General features: G+C 34.7%; 28 protein-coding genes. 8 read left to right on the forward strand and 20 right to left on the reverse strand.

All coding sequences use genetic code 11. The features are described from left to right. Positions 1 to 11: 11 nt before the first annotated feature. From AC0C45_RS26030 to AC0C45_RS26080, 11 genes are all read right to left on the reverse strand, one after another. Positions 12 to 1,052 carry a flavin-containing monooxygenase gene (locus AC0C45_RS26030; protein WP_472929042.1) on the reverse strand — a complete coding sequence of 347 codons (1,041 nt, stop codon included), beginning with the start codon at positions 1,050 to 1,052 and terminating at the stop codon, positions 12 to 14. A 77-nt stretch (positions 1,053 to 1,129) separates the two neighbouring features. Then, positions 1,130 to 1,414 (reverse strand): ArsR/SmtB family transcription factor, encoded by a 285-nt coding sequence (locus tag AC0C45_RS26035; protein WP_237894584.1) that lies wholly within the window; start codon positions 1,412 to 1,414, stop codon positions 1,130 to 1,132. Between the two features lie 226 nt (positions 1,415 to 1,640). Next, positions 1,641 to 1,925, reverse strand: coding sequence for an adhesin (locus AC0C45_RS26040; RefSeq protein WP_237894583.1), 285 nt, complete (start codon positions 1,923 to 1,925; stop codon positions 1,641 to 1,643). Between the two features lie 34 nt (positions 1,926 to 1,959). Continuing rightward, positions 1,960 to 2,388, reverse strand: coding sequence for a protein-tyrosine phosphatase family protein (locus tag AC0C45_RS26045; protein WP_237894582.1), 429 nt, complete (start codon positions 2,386 to 2,388; stop codon positions 1,960 to 1,962). 64 nt (positions 2,389 to 2,452) lie between these two features. After that, positions 2,453 to 4,225, reverse strand: a complete 1,773-nt coding sequence (gene arsA, locus AC0C45_RS26050) for an arsenical pump-driving ATPase (protein ID WP_472929043.1) — start codon at positions 4,223 to 4,225, stop codon at positions 2,453 to 2,455. A 13-nt stretch (positions 4,226 to 4,238) separates the two neighbouring features. Next, entirely contained in the window at positions 4,239 to 4,607 is a 369-nt protein-coding gene (arsD, locus tag AC0C45_RS26055) for an arsenite efflux transporter metallochaperone ArsD (RefSeq protein WP_237894580.1), read from the reverse strand. Positions 4,608 to 4,726: 119 nt separating this feature from the next. Then, complete coding sequence (gene arsC, locus AC0C45_RS26060) at positions 4,727 to 5,149, reverse strand: arsenate reductase (thioredoxin) (protein ID WP_237894579.1); 423 nt, start codon at positions 5,147 to 5,149, stop codon at positions 4,727 to 4,729. A 24-nt stretch (positions 5,150 to 5,173) separates the two neighbouring features. Then, positions 5,174 to 6,472 carry an arsenic transporter gene (locus AC0C45_RS26065; protein ID WP_257064479.1) on the reverse strand — a complete coding sequence of 433 codons (1,299 nt, stop codon included), beginning with the start codon at positions 6,470 to 6,472 and terminating at the stop codon, positions 5,174 to 5,176. 15 nt (positions 6,473 to 6,487) lie between these two features. Then, positions 6,488 to 6,838 (reverse strand): ArsR/SmtB family transcription factor, encoded by a 351-nt coding sequence (locus AC0C45_RS26070; RefSeq protein WP_237894577.1) that lies wholly within the window; start codon positions 6,836 to 6,838, stop codon positions 6,488 to 6,490. 258 nt (positions 6,839 to 7,096) lie between these two features. Beyond that, positions 7,097 to 8,152, reverse strand: coding sequence for an ACR3 family arsenite efflux transporter (arsB, locus tag AC0C45_RS26075; protein ID WP_237894576.1), 1,056 nt, complete (start codon positions 8,150 to 8,152; stop codon positions 7,097 to 7,099). A 241-nt stretch (positions 8,153 to 8,393) separates the two neighbouring features. Then, on the reverse strand, positions 8,394 to 8,882 hold the full coding sequence (locus AC0C45_RS26080; RefSeq protein ID WP_372588407.1) for an arsinothricin resistance N-acetyltransferase ArsN1 family A: 489 nt from the start codon (positions 8,880 to 8,882) through the stop codon (positions 8,394 to 8,396). 359 nt (positions 8,883 to 9,241) lie between these two features. Here AC0C45_RS26080 and AC0C45_RS26085 point away from each other — a divergent pair, with 359 nt between their 5' ends. Together AC0C45_RS26085 and AC0C45_RS26090 are read left to right on the forward strand one after the other, a co-directional pair. Beyond that, positions 9,242 to 9,553 carry an ArsR/SmtB family transcription factor gene (locus AC0C45_RS26085; RefSeq protein WP_306437928.1) on the forward strand — a complete coding sequence of 104 codons (312 nt, stop codon included), beginning with the start codon at positions 9,242 to 9,244 and terminating at the stop codon, positions 9,551 to 9,553. A gap of 80 nt (positions 9,554 to 9,633) precedes the next feature. Then, the gene (locus tag AC0C45_RS26090; RefSeq protein WP_472929044.1) at positions 9,634 to 10,068 is read left to right on the forward strand and encodes an ArsI/CadI family heavy metal resistance metalloenzyme; all 435 of its coding nucleotides are present in this window, start codon (positions 9,634 to 9,636) and stop codon (positions 10,066 to 10,068) included. A 67-nt stretch (positions 10,069 to 10,135) separates the two neighbouring features. Here the strand turns inward: AC0C45_RS26090 and AC0C45_RS26095 are convergent, their stop codons facing one another. The 5 genes from AC0C45_RS26095 to arsL form a co-directional block, all read right to left on the reverse strand. Next, complete coding sequence (locus tag AC0C45_RS26095) at positions 10,136 to 11,278, reverse strand: inorganic phosphate transporter (protein ID WP_237894573.1); 1,143 nt, start codon at positions 11,276 to 11,278, stop codon at positions 10,136 to 10,138. 121 nt (positions 11,279 to 11,399) lie between these two features. Further along, the gene (vcpD, locus tag AC0C45_RS26100; protein ID WP_237894572.1) at positions 11,400 to 11,783 is read right to left on the reverse strand and encodes an ArsD-related vicinal cysteine protein VcpD; all 384 of its coding nucleotides are present in this window, start codon (positions 11,781 to 11,783) and stop codon (positions 11,400 to 11,402) included. Between the two features lie 13 nt (positions 11,784 to 11,796). Continuing rightward, the gene (locus AC0C45_RS26105; RefSeq protein WP_237894571.1) at positions 11,797 to 12,906 is read right to left on the reverse strand and encodes a GTP-binding protein; all 1,110 of its coding nucleotides are present in this window, start codon (positions 12,904 to 12,906) and stop codon (positions 11,797 to 11,799) included. Between the two features lie 19 nt (positions 12,907 to 12,925). Further along, on the reverse strand, positions 12,926 to 13,645 hold the full coding sequence (locus AC0C45_RS26110; protein ID WP_257064484.1) for an aquaporin: 720 nt from the start codon (positions 13,643 to 13,645) through the stop codon (positions 12,926 to 12,928). A 13-nt stretch (positions 13,646 to 13,658) separates the two neighbouring features. Next, positions 13,659 to 14,933, reverse strand: a complete 1,275-nt coding sequence (arsL, locus tag AC0C45_RS26115; RefSeq protein ID WP_257064485.1) for an arsinothricin biosynthesis radical SAM protein ArsL — start codon at positions 14,931 to 14,933, stop codon at positions 13,659 to 13,661. 555 nt (positions 14,934 to 15,488) lie between these two features. Here arsL and AC0C45_RS26120 point away from each other — a divergent pair. After that, positions 15,489 to 16,742: a helix-turn-helix domain-containing protein gene (locus AC0C45_RS26120; protein WP_237894568.1), complete on the forward strand. Its 1,254-nt coding sequence runs from the start codon at positions 15,489 to 15,491 to the stop codon at positions 16,740 to 16,742. 25 nt (positions 16,743 to 16,767) lie between these two features. Here AC0C45_RS26120 and AC0C45_RS26125 read toward each other — a convergent pair whose 3' ends face one another. Genes AC0C45_RS26125 through AC0C45_RS26135 form a run of 3 tightly spaced genes read right to left on the reverse strand, consistent with a single transcriptional unit; the run spans position 16,768 to position 18,580 of the window. Continuing rightward, entirely contained in the window at positions 16,768 to 17,049 is a 282-nt protein-coding gene (locus AC0C45_RS26125; protein WP_237894567.1) for an ArsR/SmtB family transcription factor, read from the reverse strand. 2 nt (positions 17,050 to 17,051) lie between these two features. Continuing rightward, positions 17,052 to 18,275, reverse strand: a complete 1,224-nt coding sequence (locus AC0C45_RS26130; RefSeq protein WP_237894566.1) for an ATP-grasp domain-containing protein — start codon at positions 18,273 to 18,275, stop codon at positions 17,052 to 17,054. Positions 18,276 to 18,286: 11 nt separating this feature from the next. Further along, positions 18,287 to 18,580: a carboxymuconolactone decarboxylase family protein gene (locus tag AC0C45_RS26135; protein WP_047934671.1), complete on the reverse strand. Its 294-nt coding sequence runs from the start codon at positions 18,578 to 18,580 to the stop codon at positions 18,287 to 18,289. Positions 18,581 to 18,780: 200 nt separating this feature from the next. Between AC0C45_RS26135 and AC0C45_RS26140 the strand changes: the two genes are divergently transcribed. From AC0C45_RS26140 to AC0C45_RS26160, 5 genes are all read left to right on the forward strand, one after another. Further along, the gene (locus tag AC0C45_RS26140) at positions 18,781 to 19,233 is read left to right on the forward strand and encodes a MarR family winged helix-turn-helix transcriptional regulator (protein WP_237894564.1); all 453 of its coding nucleotides are present in this window, start codon (positions 18,781 to 18,783) and stop codon (positions 19,231 to 19,233) included. Between the two features lie 90 nt (positions 19,234 to 19,323). Then, complete coding sequence (locus AC0C45_RS26145) at positions 19,324 to 20,226, forward strand: permease (RefSeq protein ID WP_237894563.1); 903 nt, start codon at positions 19,324 to 19,326, stop codon at positions 20,224 to 20,226. A gap of 15 nt (positions 20,227 to 20,241) precedes the next feature. Beyond that, complete coding sequence (locus AC0C45_RS26150) at positions 20,242 to 20,376, forward strand: hypothetical protein (protein WP_257064497.1); 135 nt, start codon at positions 20,242 to 20,244, stop codon at positions 20,374 to 20,376. Positions 20,377 to 20,392: 16 nt separating this feature from the next. Next, positions 20,393 to 20,578 (forward strand): hypothetical protein, encoded by a 186-nt coding sequence (locus tag AC0C45_RS26155; RefSeq protein ID WP_237894562.1) that lies wholly within the window; start codon positions 20,393 to 20,395, stop codon positions 20,576 to 20,578. Between the two features lie 154 nt (positions 20,579 to 20,732). After that, on the forward strand, positions 20,733 to 20,909 hold the full coding sequence (locus tag AC0C45_RS26160; protein WP_237894561.1) for a hypothetical protein: 177 nt from the start codon (positions 20,733 to 20,735) through the stop codon (positions 20,907 to 20,909). Positions 20,910 to 21,025: 116 nt separating this feature from the next. Here AC0C45_RS26160 and AC0C45_RS26165 read toward each other — a convergent pair whose 3' ends face one another. Beyond that, entirely contained in the window at positions 21,026 to 21,202 is a 177-nt protein-coding gene (locus AC0C45_RS26165; RefSeq protein ID WP_472929050.1) for a DUF8096 family protein, read from the reverse strand. Positions 21,203 to 21,494 lie beyond the last annotated feature (292 nt).

Here is a 21,494-nt window from a genome sequence, read left to right on the forward strand (position 1 = left end):
GATTATAACTTTTAAATCTTTGCTAAACGCTTTATTTGCTTAACCACATATTTTGCATCCGACCCTACCCCGCGAATCGTTGCCGATGAAAATGATCGTTGCCATGAAAGACCTACATAATATAAACCCTTAATTGTCTGACTAACTCCTTTTCTTTGCAACGGACTACCTAAAGTATTTAAAGCTCCATTGAGGGGTTTTAGATATCCAACATTTGGTCGATATCCTGTAGCAAAGATGACTGTATCCACTTTTTCCTCTTTTCCATCTTCCCATGTAACCCCTTGTTCTGTAAAAGATGTAAACGTAGATACTCGGTTGGGTTTATTATTTATAATTGCCTGTTGATAGATACCTAAATCTAAAACTGAGGCTTTGAATTCCAGAGGAAGATAATCAACACCCGTGATTATTAACCAAAAATGTATATCCTTCCCCAATAATCTCTGTGGTGTAAAGGAAAGTGGCCTACGTGTAGCTATTGAAACGTTAGATACTTGTGCTAGCTCAAATGCTATCTGAACAGCTGAGTTTCCACCTCCAACCACAATAATACGTTGGCCTTTATATTTTTCTACATTTTTGTATTCACTTGAGTGTATCTTCACGCCTTTAAATACATCAATTCCATCAATGTCTGGTATATATTTACGTGCAAAATCACCTGTGGCTGATACTACTGATTTCGCATAAAATATGTTTTCCTTTGAGGTAGAGATTTGAAAAATACCTTGGTTCTTCTGTACGTCCGTTACCTTTTCTCCAGTAGAAATATTGAAATCAAAATGATTTGCATACTCTATAAGGTAAGATATAACTTCTTTTTTTGTAGGGTAACGTTCCAGATCTCCGGGAAACTGGTATCCAGGAAGAGAAGAATAACGCGCAGGAGAAAATAAGGTTAGACTATCATAATAACTAGGCCAAGATCCTGCTGTTTGTTCACTTGCTTCAAGAACAAGATAGGTTAAATTATTTTTTTGTAAATAATAAGCTGTGGCTAATCCTGCTTGCCCAGATCCGATTACAACCGTATCAAATATATTTTTCACAAAAATCCCCCTTTTATATATCGTATTTTTACGATATGTTATATAATAAAAAAACATATAGTAAAATCACTATATGTTCATTTACAGCAATTTTTGATTAATACATTTAGATTTTCTAATAACTCCATAATCTTATCTTGTTGAGGTGAGTAATATACCTCTTTCCCCTCTTTTCGTGAAGTAAGGAGTCCTGCTTTTTTTAATCTTGTTAGTTGTTCGGAAGCCGTAGATTGGCCGATTTTCACTAAGGAAGCTACCTGATTGACTGTTACCTCTCTTTTATCCAAGAATAAGAACATAATTTCCTGTCTTTTTTCATTAGCTAGTGCTTTAAGGAACATTTGAACTTCTTCATTTATCATTTTATAGTCTCCTCTAATGCAATATTATATCGCGATTTTACGATATATAAACCACAAAAACAATAGTAGGTATATAAAATTTTGGAGACCTATCTTTTATCTTGATACACTAAATATATAACAACCCTTTTGTTTTTATAACAACAAATTACTTTTTAAATATCTTATAAGTAAACGTTAAGACTGTAGAAAAAACCTCTCTACAGTCTCAACGTTTACTATTTAATTAGCAACAACTATTATCCATTCCTACCAATACAAATCCTGTACCTTGAGGACCTTCTTGAACATCAAGCGTAAGTTCTTGCGTTGTAGATAGTACTGTATTTTCAATTGCTACTTGAATACCGTTAACTTCTTGGACTGTATCATTCTCAGTAGGTTCGTCTAATGATAGCCCTACTTGAGGTCCGCAGCATCCAGCGCCTTCCGAGTAAAAACGAATCCCTTTAGCCCCTTGTTTAGCGAATACATCTTCTAACATCTTTTTAGCTCCATCTGTGATATTCATCTAATCTCTCCCTATCTTTAATTATATTTATTGGTTAAGCTTCTGGAAATAAGCGTTGAAGTGAAGCTTTCATCTCAGGTTTTACATTAATTTTAGCACGAGCTGCTTTTGCTTTTTCTTCAGCTTCTGCGATAGAATCAGTTTCTCCTAGTGCTAATAGAGTTCCGATTGCAACCGTGCCAGTTCTATTACTTCCTCCAGCACAATGGAAGTAAATCTTTTTTCCTTCCTTGTAAGACTTAACTACTTCGTTAATTGCTTTTTGAATAGATTCATCTTGATTTTCCGTATCATCTACAATTGGTGTGTGTACACGTACTTCTGGAGCATCATGTTCCAATGCTTCTGCACGTAAGTCATAAATGACATCTGCTTTATCATTCTCCATCATTTCTTTTACATCGGCTGCACCACCGATAAAAATGCGATCGTCAATCAATGCTTGATAATTTTTGTTACTCATGTTGTCCACCTCTACAATTTTAGTGTTTAAATCAATATTAAAACAGGCTACTTTCCACTTTTAGCTATTGAATATATTCTTTGACTTTCTCATAACCGATTTTTTCTTCCGATTGCCATGGAATAATTGCGCAATTAGACGTTAGTTCATTACTTACTCTCTTAATCCAGGCTTTTTCAGCTTGTGCTCTTCCCTTTAAAATTACATCCTTTGTATCCGTTGCATATAGGCTTTGGTTAACAATCCACCATTTTGGAGTAATTTGAGCTCTTTTCAAGTCTTCTTGAAGCCGGCTTGCTTCCAACACAGGTGTAGCTTCAGCAAGCGTCACAATAACCACGCTGGTTTCTTTTGGGTTACGTAAACGTGGTAATAATGTTTTGACACTTTCAGGAACTTCCCCTGTAGCTTTCTCTAATTCTTTATGATAGGACTCAGTTGCATCAAGCAAGAGTAAAGTATGCCCTGTTGGTGCGGTATCTATAACGACAATTTCATCATTGGATTTTGCGACTACATCGGCAAATGCACGAAATACAGCAATTTCTTCTGTACAAGGTGAATTTAAGTCTTCTTGAATATAAGCAATACCGTCTTCATCAAGTTCTTCACTTGCTTTTGCTAATACTTCATTTTTATATGATTCTACTTCAGCCTTAGGATCAATACGACTAATACTTAGTAACTCTCTAGCCTCGCTATTACTAATGACAAAGTCCAGATGTGCTGCAGGATCTGTCGTAGTTAGGTGAACACGATGGCCTTTTTCAACCAACCCTACTGCGATAGCAGAGGCTACGGTTGTCTTACCAACTCCACCTTTCCCCATAGTAAAGATGACTTTGGTTCCATTTACAGAAAAATCTTCTACAACATCTTTCAATCCACAAAGATTTTGTGGAGAGAAGTCTATGTCTTTTATCTCTGTCGCCGGTAACGTGTACGATTTAAATAAATAACGAAGATGAGAAATTCCTGTTAAAGGATAAGATACGTAAGGTACTGAATATATAGCCATTTGTTTTAGTTCCTCAGGTATTTGCTTTAATGCTTGCTGTTGGCGACTGTAAAATGCTGTTGAAATTTCGTCCTCATTTACATGCTGCTGCATTAAACCGTTCACAATTAAGTTTTGATGTAAAATACCAATCTCTTTTAGTTCCTTCAAAGTACGATTGGCTTCTTCTAAAGAGGATACATCAGGACGTGCAACTAACATTAATGTTGTTTGCTCTGGGTTTGATAAAGCTTCTACAGTTTTAGCATATAGACCTTTCTTTTCATCGAGACCTGATAACGGCCCTAAACACGAAGCCCCGTGTGTGCTCTCTTCTAAGAATCCGGTCCACGCAGTTGGTAATTGTAATAAACGAAGTGTATGCCCTGTTGGTGCGGTATCAAACAGAATGTAATCAAATTGATTCACCATTTCTTCATTTGCTAACAAGTTTGTGAATTCATCAAATGCAGCAATCTCTACAGTACAAGCTCCAGATAACTGTTCTTCCATAGTAGATACAACAGAGTCAGGAAGCTTGCCACGATAAGGTCCTACAACTTTTTCACGGTATGTTTTTGCTGCTTCTTCTGGGTCTAGGTTACAAGCATATAAGTTCCTTACATTCGGTATTTCATTTGGTTCGTTTGTCAGTTCTACTTCGAAAACGTCTTGTAAATTTGAAGCAGGATCTGTACTGACAATAAGTACTTTGTGACCTTTATCTGCTAGCGATACAGCTACTGCGCAGGCTGTCGACGTTTTACCAACGCCGCCTTTACCTGTAAAGAATAAAAAAGGTGTCTGAACAATTTTTTCGGGTTGAAAAGGTTGGAACATCTCATTTGCCTCCCTATTTCAGATTGTTAATATTTAATTTAATAGGCATGCGTGGTTTTTCGCCTTTTAGCTCTTCTTGTTCAACACCAAACCAATTAGCTAACTCTTCATTAGTTGGATAGCTTCCTACCTTTTCAACATTGCCATTCACTACGATAACTGGTAATGCATCAGGGCCTTTATTCACAAGGATTTTATTTACTTCCGTTTGTTCAATAAATTTGCCTGGTTCGCTTGTTAAGTTATAACGTGTAATATCAAACCCTTTTTTCTCCAAGGCAAACACAGCTGAAGCTACCCTTGTTAGTTCAGGATCAACACTAGGACCACAAACCCCTGTTGAACAACACATAGCTGGATCAAAGATCTCTACTTTCTTCATAACTTTCATCCCCCTTTATGTAGACTATACTTTCTTAACAATAGTTTATAATAATGTACTTATATAAGAGATAAAGGATAAGCCGAGAGAACTTCTCTCGGCTTATTTAATTTTAATGATTACTTACCTGTTTCAGAAAAACGGTGAATACGCTCACCAATTTCATCGCGTACACGTTGGAAGAATGCCCATTTCTCTTCATCTGTGCCTTCTGCTTTTGCTGGATCATCAAATCCCCAATGTTCACGTTTTACATGAGGAGGTGTCACTGGGCAGTGATCTGCTGCATGACCGCATAATGTAACCACTAAATCCGCATTATTTAAAATTTCAGGATCAATGACATCAGATGTTTGGTTTGAAATATCAACACCTGCTTCCTTCATTGCTTTTACAGCGTTAGGATTTAATCCATGAGCTTCTAATCCTGCACTACGTACATCCCATTCCTCATTATTTAGATATTTTTTTGCCCATCCTTCAGCCATTTGGCTACGGCAAGAGTTACCTGTACATAAGAAGTAAAGTGTTTTTTTAGACATGTGTAAAATCTCCTTTATGATATGTTATGAAATAATCAGTAACCAAATATATAAACCAACAAGCGTAATAAACAATGTTGGGATGGTTAAGATAATACCTGTTTTAAAATAGGTTCCCCATGAAATTTTCACGCCTTTTGTTGACAGAACATGAAGCCATAAAAGCGTGGCAAGAGAACCGATTGGCGTAATCTTTGGACCTAAATCAGAACCAATTACATTAGCATAAATAAGTGCTTCTTTAATTGTGCCTGTTGCATGCGTTGCATCGATTGCTAAGGCGTCAATCATGACTGTTGGCATGTTGTTCATAATAGATGAAAGAATGGCTGCAATGAATCCCATGCCAATCGTTGCAGCAAACAGGCCATGATCGGCTGTTGCTTGAATGACATCAGCCAGTACTTCCGTTAACCCAACATTACGTAAGCCATATACGACGACATACATACCGATAGAAAAAAAGACAATCGCCCATGGAGCTCCTTTTAATACGGTTTTCGTATCAACTACTGGACTTGTTCTTGCTAATCCTAAGAAGAAAATAGCAATAATTCCTGCAATAATGGAAACTGGAATATCAAAGAATTCTCCTACAAAATAGCCAAGGACTAAAACAACTAATACAATTCCTGATAACTTGAACATTTTTTCATCTTTAATGGCCTCAACTGGTTTTGGTAGATCAGCTACATTGTACTTTTTTGGAATGCTTTTTCGGAAATATAGATACAAAACGACTATACTTGCGAAAAGTGCGAATAAATCTGGTACAATCATGCGTGAAGCAAATTCAGAAAATCGAATACCAAAGAAGTCAGCTGATACGATATTTACTAAGTTACTTACCACAAGTGGTAACGACGTTGTATCCGCAATAAATCCACTTGCAATAATGAATGGAAAGACCATTTTATCTTCAAATTTTAACGCTCGTACCATAGCAAGTACGATAGGTGTTAAAATTAAGGCTGCTCCATCGTTAGCAAATAAGGCTGCCACAACGGCTCCAAGTAGCGAAACATATACAAACATACGAACACCATTGCCACCTGCAGCTCTCGCCATATGCAATGCTGCCCATTCAAAGAAACCAATTTCGTCTAAAATTAAGGAAATAATAATAACGGCGATAAATGTAAGGGTCGCATTCCATACGATGCTTGTTACATCCAGAACATCTTGAAAATCAACGACTCCTGCCAGCAAAGCCAGAACGGCTCCCCCACAGGCTGACCAACCGATAGATAGGTTTTTCGGCTGCCAAATAACAAAAACCAATGTCACTAAAAAGATCAGTGATGCTAGCACAACTGATGTCACTGCTTAAACCTCCAATTACTCACAACAGCTAATACGTAAGCCTTGTTTTTCTAATTCAATTAAGTGTTCATCTTGACTTGGGAATGAATCAAGCAGATTGCTTACAAAATCATAATGTTCATATGCTTGATTAAGGGAATAAAAAATCCATTGTCCTTTTCTTCTTTCCTTTACTAGCCCTACATCTTTTAACTTTCGTAGATGTTGGCTAATTGAGGGTTGACTAGCTCTGTAAATCTCTACTAACTCACAAACACAACATTCGTTTGTTTGTAACAGTTTCATCATTGATAGACGTGTTTTGTCACCCAACAGTTTTAGTATCTGAGCTCCCTTTTCAATTTCAACTACAGTTTTTAAGCTCATTAATGGACACCTCCTAAGCTGATATAAATCCTTATATAATAATTTGCTTATATATTTATATTGTTAATATACACGCTTTCTTTTGGATTTACAACCTTTTTAATTAATTTAAAGGAAAAATAGTTGCTTCGTCATTCCCTCATAAGATGCCTTTGTTTTCTTCTTATTATGTAAGTAGCAGGTTATGAAGGCCCTTATATACATAAGTATTTATAAGAAAGGAATCGGAAAAGGTTTTCCGATTCCCTTATAGGTCATCTACCTTTCTTGAGGTTGAAAATACTTCTTCTTTAACCAAAATGCTGCATTTACAAGTGCAATGAGTGCAGGAACTTCAACAAGAGGTCCGATTACAGCTGCAAATGCGGCTCCTGAATTAATGCCAAATACACCAATTGCCACTGCAATCGCCAATTCAAAGTTATTTCCTGATGCAGTAAAGGATAACGAAGTTGTTACGGAATAACTTGCACCAGATCTTTTTCCTAGATAAAACGAAACAAAAAACATCAACACAAAATAAATCAAAAGTGGTATAGCAATGCGTACGACATCAAGAGGTAATTGAATAATCATATCTCCCTTTAACGAGAACATAACTACAATCGTAAAAAGGAGCGCAATAAGAGTTAATGGACTAATTTTTGGTATCAATACATTTTCATACCACTGTTTTCCTTTTAAGCTTATAAAGATAAATCGAGTCAGTATACCAGCTAAAAAAGGGATTCCTAAGTAAATAAGCACACTCTTTGCTACTTCACTCATTGAAATATCAATAACAAAGCTTTCAAGCCCCAGCCATTTTGGAATAAGCGTTACAAACAAATATGCGTAAATTGAGTAGAAAACGACTTGGAAAATGGAATTAAGAGCTACTAAGCCTGCAGCATATTCACGATCTCCTTTTGCTAGTTCATTCCAAACAATAACCATTGCAATACAACGTGCTAGTCCAATTAGAATCAAACCAATCATGTACTCAGGTTGATCCCTAAGAAAGATAACGGCAAGCAAAAACATGAGAATAGGGCCGATAATCCAGTTCTGTAAAAGAGATATTCCTAAGACTTTTTTGTCTTTAAAAACATGGCCCATATTTTCGTATCGTACTTTTGCCAGTGGAGGATACATCATCAAGATTAAACCAATTGCTAAGGGTATAGACGTTGTTCCTACTTGAAAGTGGTTAAGTCCATCAACAAAGGATGGAAATACATAACCTAAACCAATCCCTACAAACATGGCTAAAAAAATCCATAGTGTTAAATATCGATCTAAAAATGATAGTTGTTTACTCACAGGATGATTCATTCATTTACCAGCTCTCTTTCAGATTCAGATCCACGAAACACTCTAATACCTAATCCACTATTTCACATTGATCAATCTTATTTAATAACTCATATCATCATCCCCTTTAATCTTCATACAATGATATAGTTATTCACTTATATATAAAGAAATGCTTATATCTAGGAAATATCGTCTACCTACTTCTATTTATGCATACGAAAAACAGTCTCTAAAAGTGTTCTTTAGAGACTGGTGCAAACTAACCTATAATTTTCTCCATCATCATTACATCTATATGTTTATTATCTAATATTCCTTGCTCATAAAATACGCCAACTTCTCGATATCCTAACCCACGATATAATCTCTGACCTGCTTCATTAAAAGGAAAAGTCGATAGAACTAGCTTATGAAAATTGTTTTTCTTTGCTACAATTTCTAAGGTGTGCAATAAAACTTTTCCAATCCCCTTTCCTCGACTCTCACGTTGAATATAGATGGAAACATCAGCTACGCCATTATATGCACAGCGATGAGAATAAGGATTTAAAGAAGCCCATCCGACTATTTCTCCATCTTTTTCGGCCACAATAACCTCATACCGATCATTACGATGATATAACCATTCTTTTATGTAAGGTAAATCCTTTACATCTTCCTCTAAAGTAGCAATTCGGTCTTCAATACCTTCGTTATAAATGCTTAAAACTTGCGATAAGTCCTCTTCTCTCATTACTCGAACGTTCATCATAAATCCCCCTATCTTAAGCTTTAAATCATTATATCAATTTTTTTTGATCTAATGATTGCTTTTTACGGATTTTTTCGATATGATTAATACATCAAGAAATTTTGATTAACTAAATGTGAGGTTAAAAAATGAGAATTAACAATTCGGGAAACTTATCTGTTGAGTATTTTCATGCTTATTTTCGATTAGTAATTAATACACAACGTATAGACAAAAATGGAGCTAAAAACCTTATTTTTAAGCGTTTTTTTCACGATGATCCAATGCTACGTGGAAAGACTACGTATACAAATTTTGAAAAAGCATATAATACTTTTACTTATTAAATCAAAAAAAATTGATTAAGGAGAAAGAGAATGGAAATAGTAAAGGATATGAAGCAAACATTTGAACAATATGAGCAGAAATTCAAAGCCCTTGCAGATCAAAAAAGACTAGAAATTATGCATGAGCTTTGTCAACGAGGACAAACATGTGTATGTGATTTAACCGAATTTTTTGGTATATCACAATCTAAACTATCCTACCACCTCAAAATTTTATTGGATGCGAATTTGATTACGAAAGAAAAAAAGGGAACTTGGAATTACTATGATCTAAATAATGAAGAACTAAATAATATATTGTCTGAGGAGCTATGTTGTCTATTTAGAAATGCAAAAGGATAAATTTATCCTTGTTTTTTTCCCTAATAAATCAACTTTTTTTGATTTAATGTAACCTTTACACTACTAAGGAGGAATTTTAAATGAAATATGTTCATGTAGGAATTAACGTAACTAATTTGGAGCAATCAATTGAATTTTATCAAAAGGTGTTCGGAGTAAAACCTGAGAAGGTAAAAGTGGATTATGCTAAGTTTGTATTGGATGAGCCAGGGCTTAATTTTACTTTAAATGTGCGCGATGAAGTGAACGGGAACCAAGTGAACCATTTTGGATTTCAAGTTGATAACGCGGAAGAAGTAACTGCTCATAAAGAACGATTAGAAAAAGAAGGCTTCTTTGCTCGTGAAGAAATGGATACAACTTGTTGTTATGCGGTTCAAGATAAATTTTGGGTAACGGATCCAGACGGAAATGAGTGGGAATTCTTTTATACAAAGGCTAATAGTGATGTTCACAAAATTGGATCCGATGTAGGACCAAACGAAAAAGCTCCGAACACTAAATCTTGCTGTTAAATGAAAAGCCTACCTCTTAACGGAGGCAGGCTTTTATTTAGTCAATTGTATAAAAATATAATAGCTGTTAAAGGATTAACTTTAGAATATAGTAGAAAACCATTGCAATAATTCCGGCACCCGGTAAAGTAACAACCCAGGATAGAATAATCTCTCTAATAACTCCGAAATTCATTGCTTCTCGTCCATTTTTTAATCCAGCTCCAATAATAGAAGAAGTACTTACATGGGTTGTAGAAGCCGGTAACCCAAATTGACTTGAGGCCATAACTAAAGAGGTAGTAGTAAGCACTGCTGATAAAGAGCTATTTTCATCTAATTTAGTCACTTTTTTTGCTAATAATTCCGTTACTGGCAGCCCTTTAATTAAGCTCCCTAAGCTCATCGCTACAGTAACTAAAATGAAGAATGAAAAAGGTAAAGTACTGCCTTGCTCGGAGGAACCATTTAACACAGAGACTAGTAAAGCAATTGCTACAATTTTTGGTGTATCATTGACCGACCGAACAAAACAAATTAAACCACTAGAGATCCATCCAATACCTTTTCCTACTTGGGGATTGATTTTAATTTTGTCTACAAATAAATTAAGGAACCAAGCTATACATAAACCTAATACTGGACTAAGAAGTAAAGGTAAAACAAATTTACTTCCAAGATTCCCCCACAATACACTAGATACACCTTGTGAGATGCATGCAACTAAGATAACTGCTCCGATAATGGCATGTGTTGTAGAAACAGGTAATGAGAATTTAGTGGCAAGTGCTACCCAAAGAGTTGCCCCCAGTGCCATGGCTAAAGCCATGATACCTGTGAGTTGATATTCTGAATTCATTAATCCGGCAGTAAATAAACCAACTAGTTTAGAAGCAAGAAAGAAGGAGCATACTCCTCCGATTACGGTCATGACAACACCATATATTATGGCTGTTAGCGCACTAGCGTAGCCAGAAGCTACAAGTGAGGAGACGCCTTTAGAAACATCATTTCCTCCATTTTCTGCTGCTAACCAAGCAACAACACATAACCCCATAAACGTTAGAAAAGACCCTGATGGCACAATATTGGTTATCACAAAGAAAGTTGTAGTTAAAATGGCAATGATTAAACCTGTTAAAGGGTTAGTTCCAATATTTAATTTCTTTCTTAAACCTGTTTGAACTGCTATATCTGTACTTATCTTTTGATTTTGCATCTCTATCTTCAAACCCTTTCATCCTGATATAGTCTCTTAGCTTCAAGGAAGCTTATCTTTTTATTTAGGAAGCTAATGTTTTATCTATAAGTCTTTCTATGAATAAGGAGCCAGCAAGCTGACTCCTTATCGTTTAATTAAATTCTTTTATTACCAATTCTAAGTGAGGCTTAGTAGCAAAGCTTACTAAGTTGCCATTTACCACAACAGCTGGTGTTACATACTTAAGAATCGTATCCTCACTTATATACTCAAACCCTCTCTTTTTAATCAATTCACTGAGTTTTTTCTGAGCCATTACTCGATCCATTGAAATATCATAATTATAAAGATGTACATTTACTGATTTATCAAAGTGCTCTTTTAACTGATCCTTTAACTCTAGACTTTCTTCATAAAAATTTTGGCTATCTTCACAGCAACCAGTTTCTGTAGCTGAATCTGAATCTGTATCACAACAATCTCCTTGACCACTTGGGATACTCGGGAAAATTTCGATTAAATCACTTGATTTCATTTATTTTTCCTCCTTACATTACTTCGTATAAACGATGAACCGGTTTTGGTGGTAGTGGACTAAAGCACTCATTATATGTTTCATTCCATTTTGTACCTAATTCTTTATTCAGAGCTCCAATCGCATCTGCTACAACCAGATTTAAGATAGCTGGAGATGCTTCAATACGGATATTTAAAACAACACGTAGTTGTTTTGCATTTTGGACGTTTTCCTCAGTAAATGTTGGTACATCACCTGTATGAACCATACTCGCTTTCACATATCCTTCTTCAAGTCCTACATGAACTTTTAAATGTGCAATAGCCATTTTTTCTCTTATAAAGTGGGTATTTAATTTATCTAAGAAGCTTTCAGCCCACTGACGTGGATCTACGTCTTGATCAGAACTTAAATCGCCCAAAATATTCATCCACGCTAATTGAGCTTCTCCTTCTGCATATCGTTCGTAATCGATATCAAGCACTTTATCTCCACCCAAATCTGTTGTTAACCATGTTTCTGTTAGTACATCAAGGTTATCTCCTCTTTCTGCGGAGATTGTTTGGATGACAGTTTGCGGATAACGTTGTTGTAAATAGTTATATAGTTTTTCAACTTCTTCAGAAGAGTAGCGATCTAATTTGTTCAGCGCAATGATATCTGCTTCAGCTAATTGCTTTTCAAAAATATAGCTTACTGACTGTGAAAAAGAAGGTCTTGTATCATCCGTTGCATTAAGCTCATGCATTAATCTCGCTGGATCTACCACAATTGTTAAAGGTGCAGTCTTAAACTGTTCTGAATAATACTGTTTTAAAGGCTGAATCACGGTAGCAGCTAGATCTGTACAACTCCCTACAGCCTCTGCAATAATTACATCTGGCTGCTTTTCTTCTAATAAACCAGTTAAGTTCTCGTATAAATCTTCAAATTGACAGCAGAAACAACCGCCTGTCACTTCTTTTGTATCTAAACCATTTTTACGAGCCAGTTCAGTATCTATTAATTCTTTTCCTTGGTCATTGGTTACAATAGCAACACGATAACCTTGCTCTTCAAGTTTTAAAGCTGAGTTAATCATCGTAGTCGTTTTACCTGCTCCCAAAAATCCTCCAAGTAATACTAGTTTTGCAGTTTTCATTATTATTCCTCCTGTTTATTTACTCTTCTTCATGAAGTACTTTATAAATTAAGGCAGCACTAATGGCCCCTAATACCGTGGCTACTAAGTAGATCCATAGAGTGCTGAATGTACCTGATATTATTGCTGGACCAAATGATCGAGCAGGATTCATAGATGCTCCACTAATTGGACCACCAAACATAGCTTCTAAAGCTACAGTTGCTCCTATTGCCATGCCAGCAAATGCTTTGACTGCTTTACCATGTACAGCTGACGTTAAAATCACCATCATGAGTACAAATGTCAAAACAAACTCTAAAACGAAGCTTTGAATCCAAGAACCACTAGGTAGAGTAGCTCCCAAATGCGCTACATTCCCAAACATAAGTAATAAAGTTATGCTTGAGGCCGATGCTGCGATTAATTGAGTAAAAAGGTATAGTGTTGCTTCTCTTCTGTTGATTTCACCGAGAAATAGAAAAGCGAGTGTGACTGCTGGATTAAAATGAGCTCCTGAGATATGTCCAAATGAATAAATTAACGCCAATACAACCAAACCAAATGTGATAGCTACTCCAACATGAGTTAAACTCTTTGTAAGAGAGTCGACAACAATTGCCCCTGTTCCTGCAAAAACAAGAAAGTAGGTTCCGATAAACTCTGCTATCAGTTTCTTCTTTGTTTCAGCGAAAGGATCTAGCCTTGGTAAGACATGTGTTTGTCCAACAGGAGCTGCTACCATAGATTTCTCAGCCACTAGTTATTCCTCCTTAACACTTCAAGCAGCATCGCTTAAAGATGCCCTCTTCAGCTGGTGTTAACATTTCAAAATAAAGCTCGTCCAGTTTAGGATCTGGATGCTTCCAGTCATAATGGAACTCATGTTCTTCTAAATCCAATGCTTTAATAGACTCCTTATGTAATAATGGAGAGCCTTTATATAAATAAAGTCTTGTTTCATATTGAATTGGATCTACAATATTCCCTAGCTGATTATCCTCTACAAAGGTTCTAAAAGTTGTAAGGTCTTTAAATTTAGTCCATGGATTGAACATGATGAATGTTGGATTTAATTTGATATCAATCTCTCTTAAGTAAGCAATCGCTTCCTCAATGTCTGAAACGGTAGTATTCTTTGCAACTGCATCAAGTACTTCTTCAGAAGGGAATTCTAATGCTGACGTAATAAATTTGACTCCTAGTTTCTTCATTTCTAAAAGAGTTTCTTTATTTTCTAAAATGTGATCTACGCGAGTCGTAAAATCATATGTTAAGTCGGGAAATTCTTCGTGAAGTTTACGTAAAATTTTGATTCCATGATATTTCGCATTAAAGAAATCTGCGTCAATGAATGTAAGGTGAGTCATTCCTCCTGCTACTAGATTTCGAATGTCTTCTAACACAATATCTTCTGGAACTAAAATAACTTTTCCATCGTATGCTGCAAATACTGAACAGTATAAGCACTTATGATGACAGCCCCGAGCAATTTCAGTAGAGCCTACAACTTCTTCTGATCCTAAAATATGATTAATTTGTTTTTGAGGGTATTTATACAAAGGCGGTAGTAAATCTCGTGAAGGGATGTCTAGGTGATTACGTGCCATGTAAGGATGTATTGATTCCCCTTTTATAGCTTGTTCTGCGCTTAATAAGCCAGGGATGTTCACTTGTACATCGCCAGAAAGATGTTTAGCTAATAACGTTAAAGGATGTTCCCATTCCCCACAGATACAGGAATCGCTATATTTTCCAGCTAAACGATTAGCGTTAATAGTAGCATGTTGTCCAAAAAAGGTGATGTGAGCATCTGAGCTAAGGTCAGCTGCCTTTTTTGCAATTTCTATTCCAGCGTGTACTGCGTCAAACAGTGGAATCGAAATTGCGATTAAGTCCTTGCCTAGAAATTTTTCTTCCACTATTCCTTCAACATACGTATCTAATACTGAAACGTTAAAGCCTGCTTTAATTAATGGAGTGGCTGCTGTGGCAATGGTATTTGGTTGAAAGCCACCTTCAAAGTTTGAAACTAGTAAAATATTCATCAATTAATCCTCCTAATTTCTTTTTATGGCCAAACTGGATCTGTCATCAAGATAATAGTAGCTACTGCCATCGTTGTGTACATAAACCAAATTTTATATTTCAATTTCATTTTATTTCCCCCATACAAGTTACTTTCTTTATTTAAACTCGTGGCCAAACTGGGTCTGACATCATAATAATAGTAGCTGCTGCTATTGTAGCTTTCATAATCCAAATCTTATGTTTTAATTTCATCGTTTTCTCCCCTTTTTTATAATATTCAAACTATTTAAAGTGCGTTTACTTATCTGTCGTCATAATTTTAGCTTTAACCCTTATTAACTAGTAATCTTCAAACTTTAATTGTATCTTCCTCCTTTTTTATACCTTGTAACATTAGTTAACATTTTTAACTTGTTATAATTTTTGTTATAAATGTTAAATCTTTAAGTAAATAGTAATAGATGTGGAATTCTTTGTCAACACATTTTGAACATTTAACAAACTATTTACATTTTGTTCAAAAATGTTAATAATAGAGATAGGTAAATAAAGAAAAGATTGGGGTAGTTTTTATGTTAGGTCAGCGCATAAAAGAATTAAGAAAAGAATCCAGGTTAACGCAGCAAGATTTATCAGAAGGCATCATTACTAGAAGCTATCTAAGCCAGATCGAAAAAGGCCTTGTTCAACCTTCATTTGATGTATTAGAAAAATTAAGCGAAAAACTAGATTGTACAGTCGATGATTTCTTTAAAACTATAGAAAATAAAGACTTACTTTTATCCCAAGTAAAAAAGGAAATAAAAACTGCAGAAAACCAAATAAATGCAAATTCATTTGATAAGGTTGAGGCATTTATACAGAAAAAAGAATATTTGTCTCGTAAAGATTTAAATGAATATGACAAAGGCATTTTAATGTGGATACATGGAAAGTATTATGAGTATAAAAAAGACTACAACCATGCCATTACTTTCTTTGAAAAGAGTTATTCCGAACTTGAAAAAGGCAAACATACGAATGAAATGCTACGTTCTTTAGATTCGCTGGGCTCTGGTCATAGTCAAGTTAGCAATAATGAAAAAGCCCTTCATATCTTGAATAAAGCGTATCGTATTATGATTTATGACCAAATTAGTGGAATGATAAGGATATCAATTTTAGTTAATCTAGGGGTTGTTCACGGTAAATTAAAGGAATTTTATTCTGCCATTAATTTTTTAGAAGAAGCAAGAGATTTAAATGATAATCTAGGTACTTTTTATAAATCTGGAGAAATCTTTATGGCTTTAGGAATTTGTAATATGGAGTTGAAACGTTATAAAGATGCCAAAAGCTCTTATGAACGGGCTCTTAAATACTTTAAACTTAGTGAAAATAAGTACCATGAAGCCGGTACCTATACAAACCTAGGAATTTTATTTTCTTACCAAAAAGACTATTATCAAGCTGACCTTGATTTGAGAACAGCTATAAATATTTATAAGAATGTTAACGCTGAAGAAGCACGAATTATGAATGCGCAGGTAGAACTTGCAAGAGTATATTATTTACAAGAAGAATATGTACAGGCCTCTTCTTTATGCGAGGACATTATAAAGCTAAATGATGTTAATAAGCATAAGGCACAGGCATTCGAACTTTTAGGAGATATTAATTATAAATTGTCTAATACAGAGACCTCACTAAAGAATTATGAGGAGGCAAAGAAGATTTTAGTGAATCAATCAATGCCATGTGATCATGTATGTAAAAAGGTGGCCGACGTTTACTTCAATTTAGGAGACTATCAAAAAGCTGCAGATTCCTATAAAGAATGCTTTTAATAAAAAAACAGTGAGTTACTTGGACTCACTGTTTTTTTATGATTTCTTGGTAGGTAACAGGCGACAGAATACTTTTAACCTCTTTATCGTCTACCTGATAGTAACACCAAGTTCCTCTTTCGCAACGGATAAGGATTCCTGCATCTACAAGTAATTTTAGGTGATAAGATAACTTCGATTGAGAAATATTAAACTTTTTTTGTAGATCAGAGACACATAACTCCTTACAGCAGGAAATTTCCTTTAAAAGTGCAAGTCTGGTTTTATCACCAAGAGCTTTAAATTTATTTTCAACGTCTGCAATCATATTTAAATCTCCAATAAGTTCTCAATTTTTAGAGATAATCCCTTTTCTACGGAATCTGCTATGCTACTTGAAAGGTTCTGTTCATCTCCATAGACAATAAAGTAGCCCAAACGATCAAAATTACTTTTGGTTCGTTTGACTGATTCACCACTTTTAACATACCACTTTTGTTCTTTTATGCAGGAAGACCGGAACTGTTCGTCAAATTGGACCTTTCCTTCTTGATTAGCTAAAAGAAATCGAATGGAAGCAGAAGGAACAGTAGATGAAGATATCATTAAAGAGTCGATACCTTTACCTAAAGTAACAAGGAACGCTAATGCTTTAAGATCAATTCCAGTGACTGCTTTGACGAGATGTGGTATCTCATCGCCACCTGGTCTAGCATTTACTTCTACAATTCTTGGACCTTTTTTTGTTAATTTTACTTCAGTATGAGTAACAGCAAAATCTACACCTAAAGCAGTTAAACTTTGTTCTACTAGTCTTCTAATTTCTTTCTCTTCGTTAGCATTTAAATTTGCAGGGAAATCATGTCCTACTTCGATAGAAAGAGGATATGGGGTTACAAGTTTTTTTGTAATTCCAATAATAGTAGTTTGGCCATTCACCGTTACAGACTCAATACTAAACTCAGGTCCATCTAAGAACTCCTCAATAAGGATATCTGTATCAATATTTTGACCAACGATATTTTTCTTGCTTTGTACAATATGTTTAATAGCTGTTGATATTTCTGATTCATTCTGGCACAAGTAAACATTTTTACTTCCTGAATCATTAGATGGTTTGACGATAAGAGGAAAATCCATGCCCTGAAGCTGAGATTCTAGATTCGATTCTGAAGTAACAAGACGATATTGAACCTCTCCTACACCAGCTTCATTTAGTTTTTGCCTAGCCATTTTTTTATTTCTACATCTTAAACTAGCTTCATAAGGTAGTTGATACTTTAATTGCAGCATTTCACTTATCTTAGATGCTAAGGGAATTCGATATTCATTCATAGTGAAAACTGAAATAATATCAAGCTGATTAGTTAATTCTAGACACCTTTCTAACACTACTTCTTCATTGTTTAAATCAATTTCAATAGGTACATCTACATCGAAAATTTCATCAAATGAAATCTCTTTTCTTAATATAATGGTTTTATAACCCTGTTTTTGTACCAATTGAACTTCATTATCTCTAGGACTAACTAAAATAACATATTGATTCTCCATAGATCGGCTCCTTATTGGCAACATGTAGAGGATGGTTTACTTTCTACCTTTAACTCGACTTGATCTTTTAATTTTTGAGAATTTACGGCAATAGCAATAGCCGTAATTTGACCGATCTCTTCTTTTGTAAATCCTAATTGTTTAGCTGTTAGGACTGCGTTCTTCAATGTAGCTTGATCATTTAACAAAGTAGCTGAAGTTAAAATAGCCACAACTTTCTCTCTTTCCGGGAGTGTACCTCCTTCTACAGCTTCAGTAAAAAAGGTTTCAAAATAAGAATTTAATTTTTGATTTAAAGCTAACATGTTTGTAGCACTCCTTTTAACTTTATTAACATTTTTATATTTAATATAAAAATGTTTTCTTTTGTTAATTAGATGATATAACCTATTTTTATAACCGTCAACAAAAAATTCTGAAAAAAATGTCAATTAAATCATTGACAATTGAAATAGTTGTATTTTACAATTGTTTCAACAAGCAAATAAGGTGTGGTGAAAAGATTATGAACAACTTAGAAGTAGGAAAAGAATCTCATCAATTTCGTCAAATGCTACAAATTTTAATTAGAAGGTTTGGTTTACTTGAAAAAGAAGGTGCACAATGTTGTGGAGTTTCTTTAGTACAAAGTCATATATTATTTGAAGTGGAGCGCACAAAAAAACCATCTTTAAATGAACTCTCGTCTTCACTAGGGCTAGACAATAGTACATTAAGTCGTCATATTCAAGGGTTGGTAGAACGTAATTTAGTAAGTCGTATTCAATCCCCTACTGACCGTAGATATGTAACTATTACACTTACTCCTGAAGGAGAGCAATACGAAGATGAGATTGCTAAACAGATGAATGTATACATTCAAGAAATCCTTTCTAACGTACCAGAAAGTAAACATGGTCAAGTTTTAGAAAGTATTGATTTAATTTTGGAGGCTATGAAAAACAGCAGTTGCTGTTAATGCCTCTTTTTTAAAAAACAATAGTTGTATTTTGCAACTATTGTAAATATACATAGTTTCGAAGTTTAAATTAATAAGGAGGAATGCTTTATGCCGGATGTAGTAACGAAAGTATTATTAGAGTTTCTATCTTTAAGTAAGAATTTATTAGTTTTATTTCTTGGTATTTCGTTTTTTATTAGCTTTATTCAAGCCTATGTACCTTTCGAAAAAGTTGAAAGATGGATGGGGAGTAAAAACCCTTTCCTAGGAAACTTGGCTGGTGCACTACTTGGTTTTATAACACCTTTCTGCTCATGCTCAACTATTCCATTACTCGTAACCATGCTTAACCGTAATGTTCCTTTCCAAACTGTAATGACCTATCTATTTACTTCGCCTCTATTAGATCCTTGGATTTTAGGATTGATGGCTTATATCTATGGAGTAAAGGTAACAGCTATTTATACCGTTACAACTTTTGTTTTCTCTATGATCATTGGATGGTATTTAGATAAGAAAAATTATAAAGAACAAGTAAGAAAAGTGATGATTAAAGGCAATCTTCCAGAACAAGATGAACGACGCAGAAAAGACCTTGTTTTAAATATAAAGGAATCCATTAAGGAAACTATAGATTTAATCCGTTCAGTTCTCGTATATATATTAATTGGTGCATTCGTAGGAGCAATTATTAAAGAAGCAGTGCCGACCAATTTCCTAACATTTATTTCTGACCAAAACCAATGGTGGGTTATTCCTTTAGCAGCTATTATTGGCGTTCCATTATACATTCGTCTATCAACGATGTTACCAATTGCTCAAGCCTTACTCGTTAATGGATTCCCGATTGCTCCGACAATGGCATTGCTAATAGGGGGTGCTGGTGCAAGTTTACCTGAAATTATTATGTTGAAGAGTATCTTCCATAAGAAATTAGTAAGTGCATTTGTTGTATCTGTGTTTTTGATGGCAACTGTATCAGGATATTTATTCTTAATATTAGAACTTTAATGGAGGTAGATGAAAATGGGCCTAATGTCAATTTTTAAAGGAAATAAGAAAGAAAAAGATTGCTGCAATATTGAGATTGTAGAAGTGAAAGACGAAAAGAATACTTGTTGTTCAAGTGAGGCTAATAAAGAGCAAAAGAAAGAAGCTTAAAAAGGAGTGATTGATTATGATGTATGAATTAGAATTCGTACTCCTAGAAGAACAACGTGTAATTGATCATGCATCTCGTCAACAGAGACATGATACTAATTTATCAACTAAAGAAACTTATTTTTCAAAAATAAAAGGTACTGCATCTAGAAATCCCAATGTAGCACAATCTAATCCTCAATGTTGTGTACCATGTTGCTAACGCTTTAAATGACAGATAATTTTAAATTGTAAGTATAACGAAGCCGGAATAATGGTATATTGGGAGATAAAACTACCTTATGAGTTATAAATGAGGAGGTTTTATCTTCCTTTTTTATTCTTTGTTTCTAAAAAATAAGACGAGGAGGATTTATATGAATAATGTTATTAACTTTTATGAGTTCCGCAGACATAGAAAAATCAAGAAGTTTCTTCGTTTCGTTGTAGTAATAGGGGTAAGTACTATATTTTTTGTGTTTGCCTATCTTTTAATTGTAACAGGAATGCACCACCCTGCCGAGTTTCCTTCTTACATTGAGCCTAAACCGTAATATTTGAATGACTAGCCTCTTCACTTAAACTCAAGCATCTATTCCTTAACCTTATTAAATATAAACAAAAAGGTCCCTTTAAATTCCCAAGGGCCCAGTTATCATATAACTATATTTTATATACTTTTCTTCATGCCACAATCCCGGCATTCGCGCAAGAAAACGCCACCTTTTACTGAACTTTTGAAGTAAGCTGAGTTGCAGTTTTCGCATCTGCCACTGACCTTATCTGGATATTCGGCATAATCATATACTTTAGTGAGATCTATTTCTTGCTCCTTTATTTCTTCCAGGTTGATCACTCTTTTCTATTTGGCTTTTATTAGACTAACACAATTAGGTCTATATAAAAGGTATATGTTAAGATTACTCTGATTTTTCCACTAGTTACATCTGAAAAATTTGCGTTTCTTGAATACCTGCTCTTTGGAGTTCCTCTTTAAATGATTCTCCTTCTTTCAGTTTAATAATTTTCTTTGAACCGTCACGTAACGTGTATACTCTAAAATTCTACATGAATGTACCTCCACCCAAATAAGTGATTCCTGCACACGATTTCTTCAGGAACTAATCCAAGCGAACATC

The organism is Priestia sp. VA7, assembly GCF_055710015.1.

What these genes read in the sequence shown, in the direction of transcription:
- arsD (WP_237894580.1), bottom strand. Translation starts at nt 4,607, where the DNA reads ATGAAGAAAGTAGAGATCTTTGATCCAGCTATGTGTTGTTCAACAGGG.
- AC0C45_RS26125 (WP_237894567.1), bottom strand. Translation starts at nt 17,049, where the DNA reads ATGATTGCAGACGTTGAAAATAAATTTAAAGCTCTTGGTGATAAAACC.
- AC0C45_RS26120 (WP_237894568.1), top strand. Translation starts at nt 15,489, where the DNA reads ATGTTAGGTCAGCGCATAAAAGAATTAAGAAAAGAATCCAGGTTAACG.
- AC0C45_RS26140 (WP_237894564.1), top strand. Translation starts at nt 18,781, where the DNA reads ATGAACAACTTAGAAGTAGGAAAAGAATCTCATCAATTTCGTCAAATG.
- arsL (WP_257064485.1), bottom strand. Translation starts at nt 14,933, where the DNA reads ATGAATATTTTACTAGTTTCAAACTTTGAAGGTGGCTTTCAACCAAAT.
- arsC (WP_237894579.1), bottom strand. Translation starts at nt 5,149, where the DNA reads ATGTCTAAAAAAACACTTTACTTCTTATGTACAGGTAACTCTTGCCGT.
- AC0C45_RS26105 (WP_237894571.1), bottom strand. Translation starts at nt 12,906, where the DNA reads ATGAAAACTGCAAAACTAGTATTACTTGGAGGATTTTTGGGAGCAGGT.
- AC0C45_RS26080 (WP_372588407.1), bottom strand. Translation starts at nt 8,882, where the DNA reads ATGAACGTTCGAGTAATGAGAGAAGAGGACTTATCGCAAGTTTTAAGC.
- AC0C45_RS26045 (WP_237894582.1), bottom strand. Translation starts at nt 2,388, where the DNA reads ATGAGTAACAAAAATTATCAAGCATTGATTGACGATCGCATTTTTATC.
- AC0C45_RS26145 (WP_237894563.1), top strand. Translation starts at nt 19,324, where the DNA reads ATGCCGGATGTAGTAACGAAAGTATTATTAGAGTTTCTATCTTTAAGT.
- AC0C45_RS26130 (WP_237894566.1), bottom strand. Translation starts at nt 18,275, where the DNA reads ATGGAGAATCAATATGTTATTTTAGTTAGTCCTAGAGATAATGAAGTT.
- AC0C45_RS26040 (WP_237894583.1), bottom strand. Translation starts at nt 1,925, where the DNA reads ATGAATATCACAGATGGAGCTAAAAAGATGTTAGAAGATGTATTCGCT.
- arsB (WP_237894576.1), bottom strand. Translation starts at nt 8,152, where the DNA reads ATGAATCATCCTGTGAGTAAACAACTATCATTTTTAGATCGATATTTA.
- AC0C45_RS26090 (WP_472929044.1), top strand. Translation starts at nt 9,634, where the DNA reads ATGAAATATGTTCATGTAGGAATTAACGTAACTAATTTGGAGCAATCA.
- AC0C45_RS26150 (WP_257064497.1), top strand. Translation starts at nt 20,242, where the DNA reads ATGGGCCTAATGTCAATTTTTAAAGGAAATAAGAAAGAAAAAGATTGC.
- AC0C45_RS26135 (WP_047934671.1), bottom strand. Translation starts at nt 18,580, where the DNA reads ATGTTAGCTTTAAATCAAAAATTAAATTCTTATTTTGAAACCTTTTTT.
- AC0C45_RS26070 (WP_237894577.1), bottom strand. Translation starts at nt 6,838, where the DNA reads ATGAGCTTAAAAACTGTAGTTGAAATTGAAAAGGGAGCTCAGATACTA.
- AC0C45_RS26160 (WP_237894561.1), top strand. Translation starts at nt 20,733, where the DNA reads ATGAATAATGTTATTAACTTTTATGAGTTCCGCAGACATAGAAAAATC.
- vcpD (WP_237894572.1), bottom strand. Translation starts at nt 11,783, where the DNA reads ATGAAATCAAGTGATTTAATCGAAATTTTCCCGAGTATCCCAAGTGGT.
- AC0C45_RS26035 (WP_237894584.1), bottom strand. Translation starts at nt 1,414, where the DNA reads ATGATAAATGAAGAAGTTCAAATGTTCCTTAAAGCACTAGCTAATGAA.
- AC0C45_RS26085 (WP_306437928.1), top strand. Translation starts at nt 9,242, where the DNA reads ATGGAAATAGTAAAGGATATGAAGCAAACATTTGAACAATATGAGCAG.
- AC0C45_RS26155 (WP_237894562.1), top strand. Translation starts at nt 20,393, where the DNA reads ATGATGTATGAATTAGAATTCGTACTCCTAGAAGAACAACGTGTAATT.
- arsA (WP_472929043.1), bottom strand. Translation starts at nt 4,225, where the DNA reads ATGTTCCAACCTTTTCAACCCGAAAAAATTGTTCAGACACCTTTTTTA.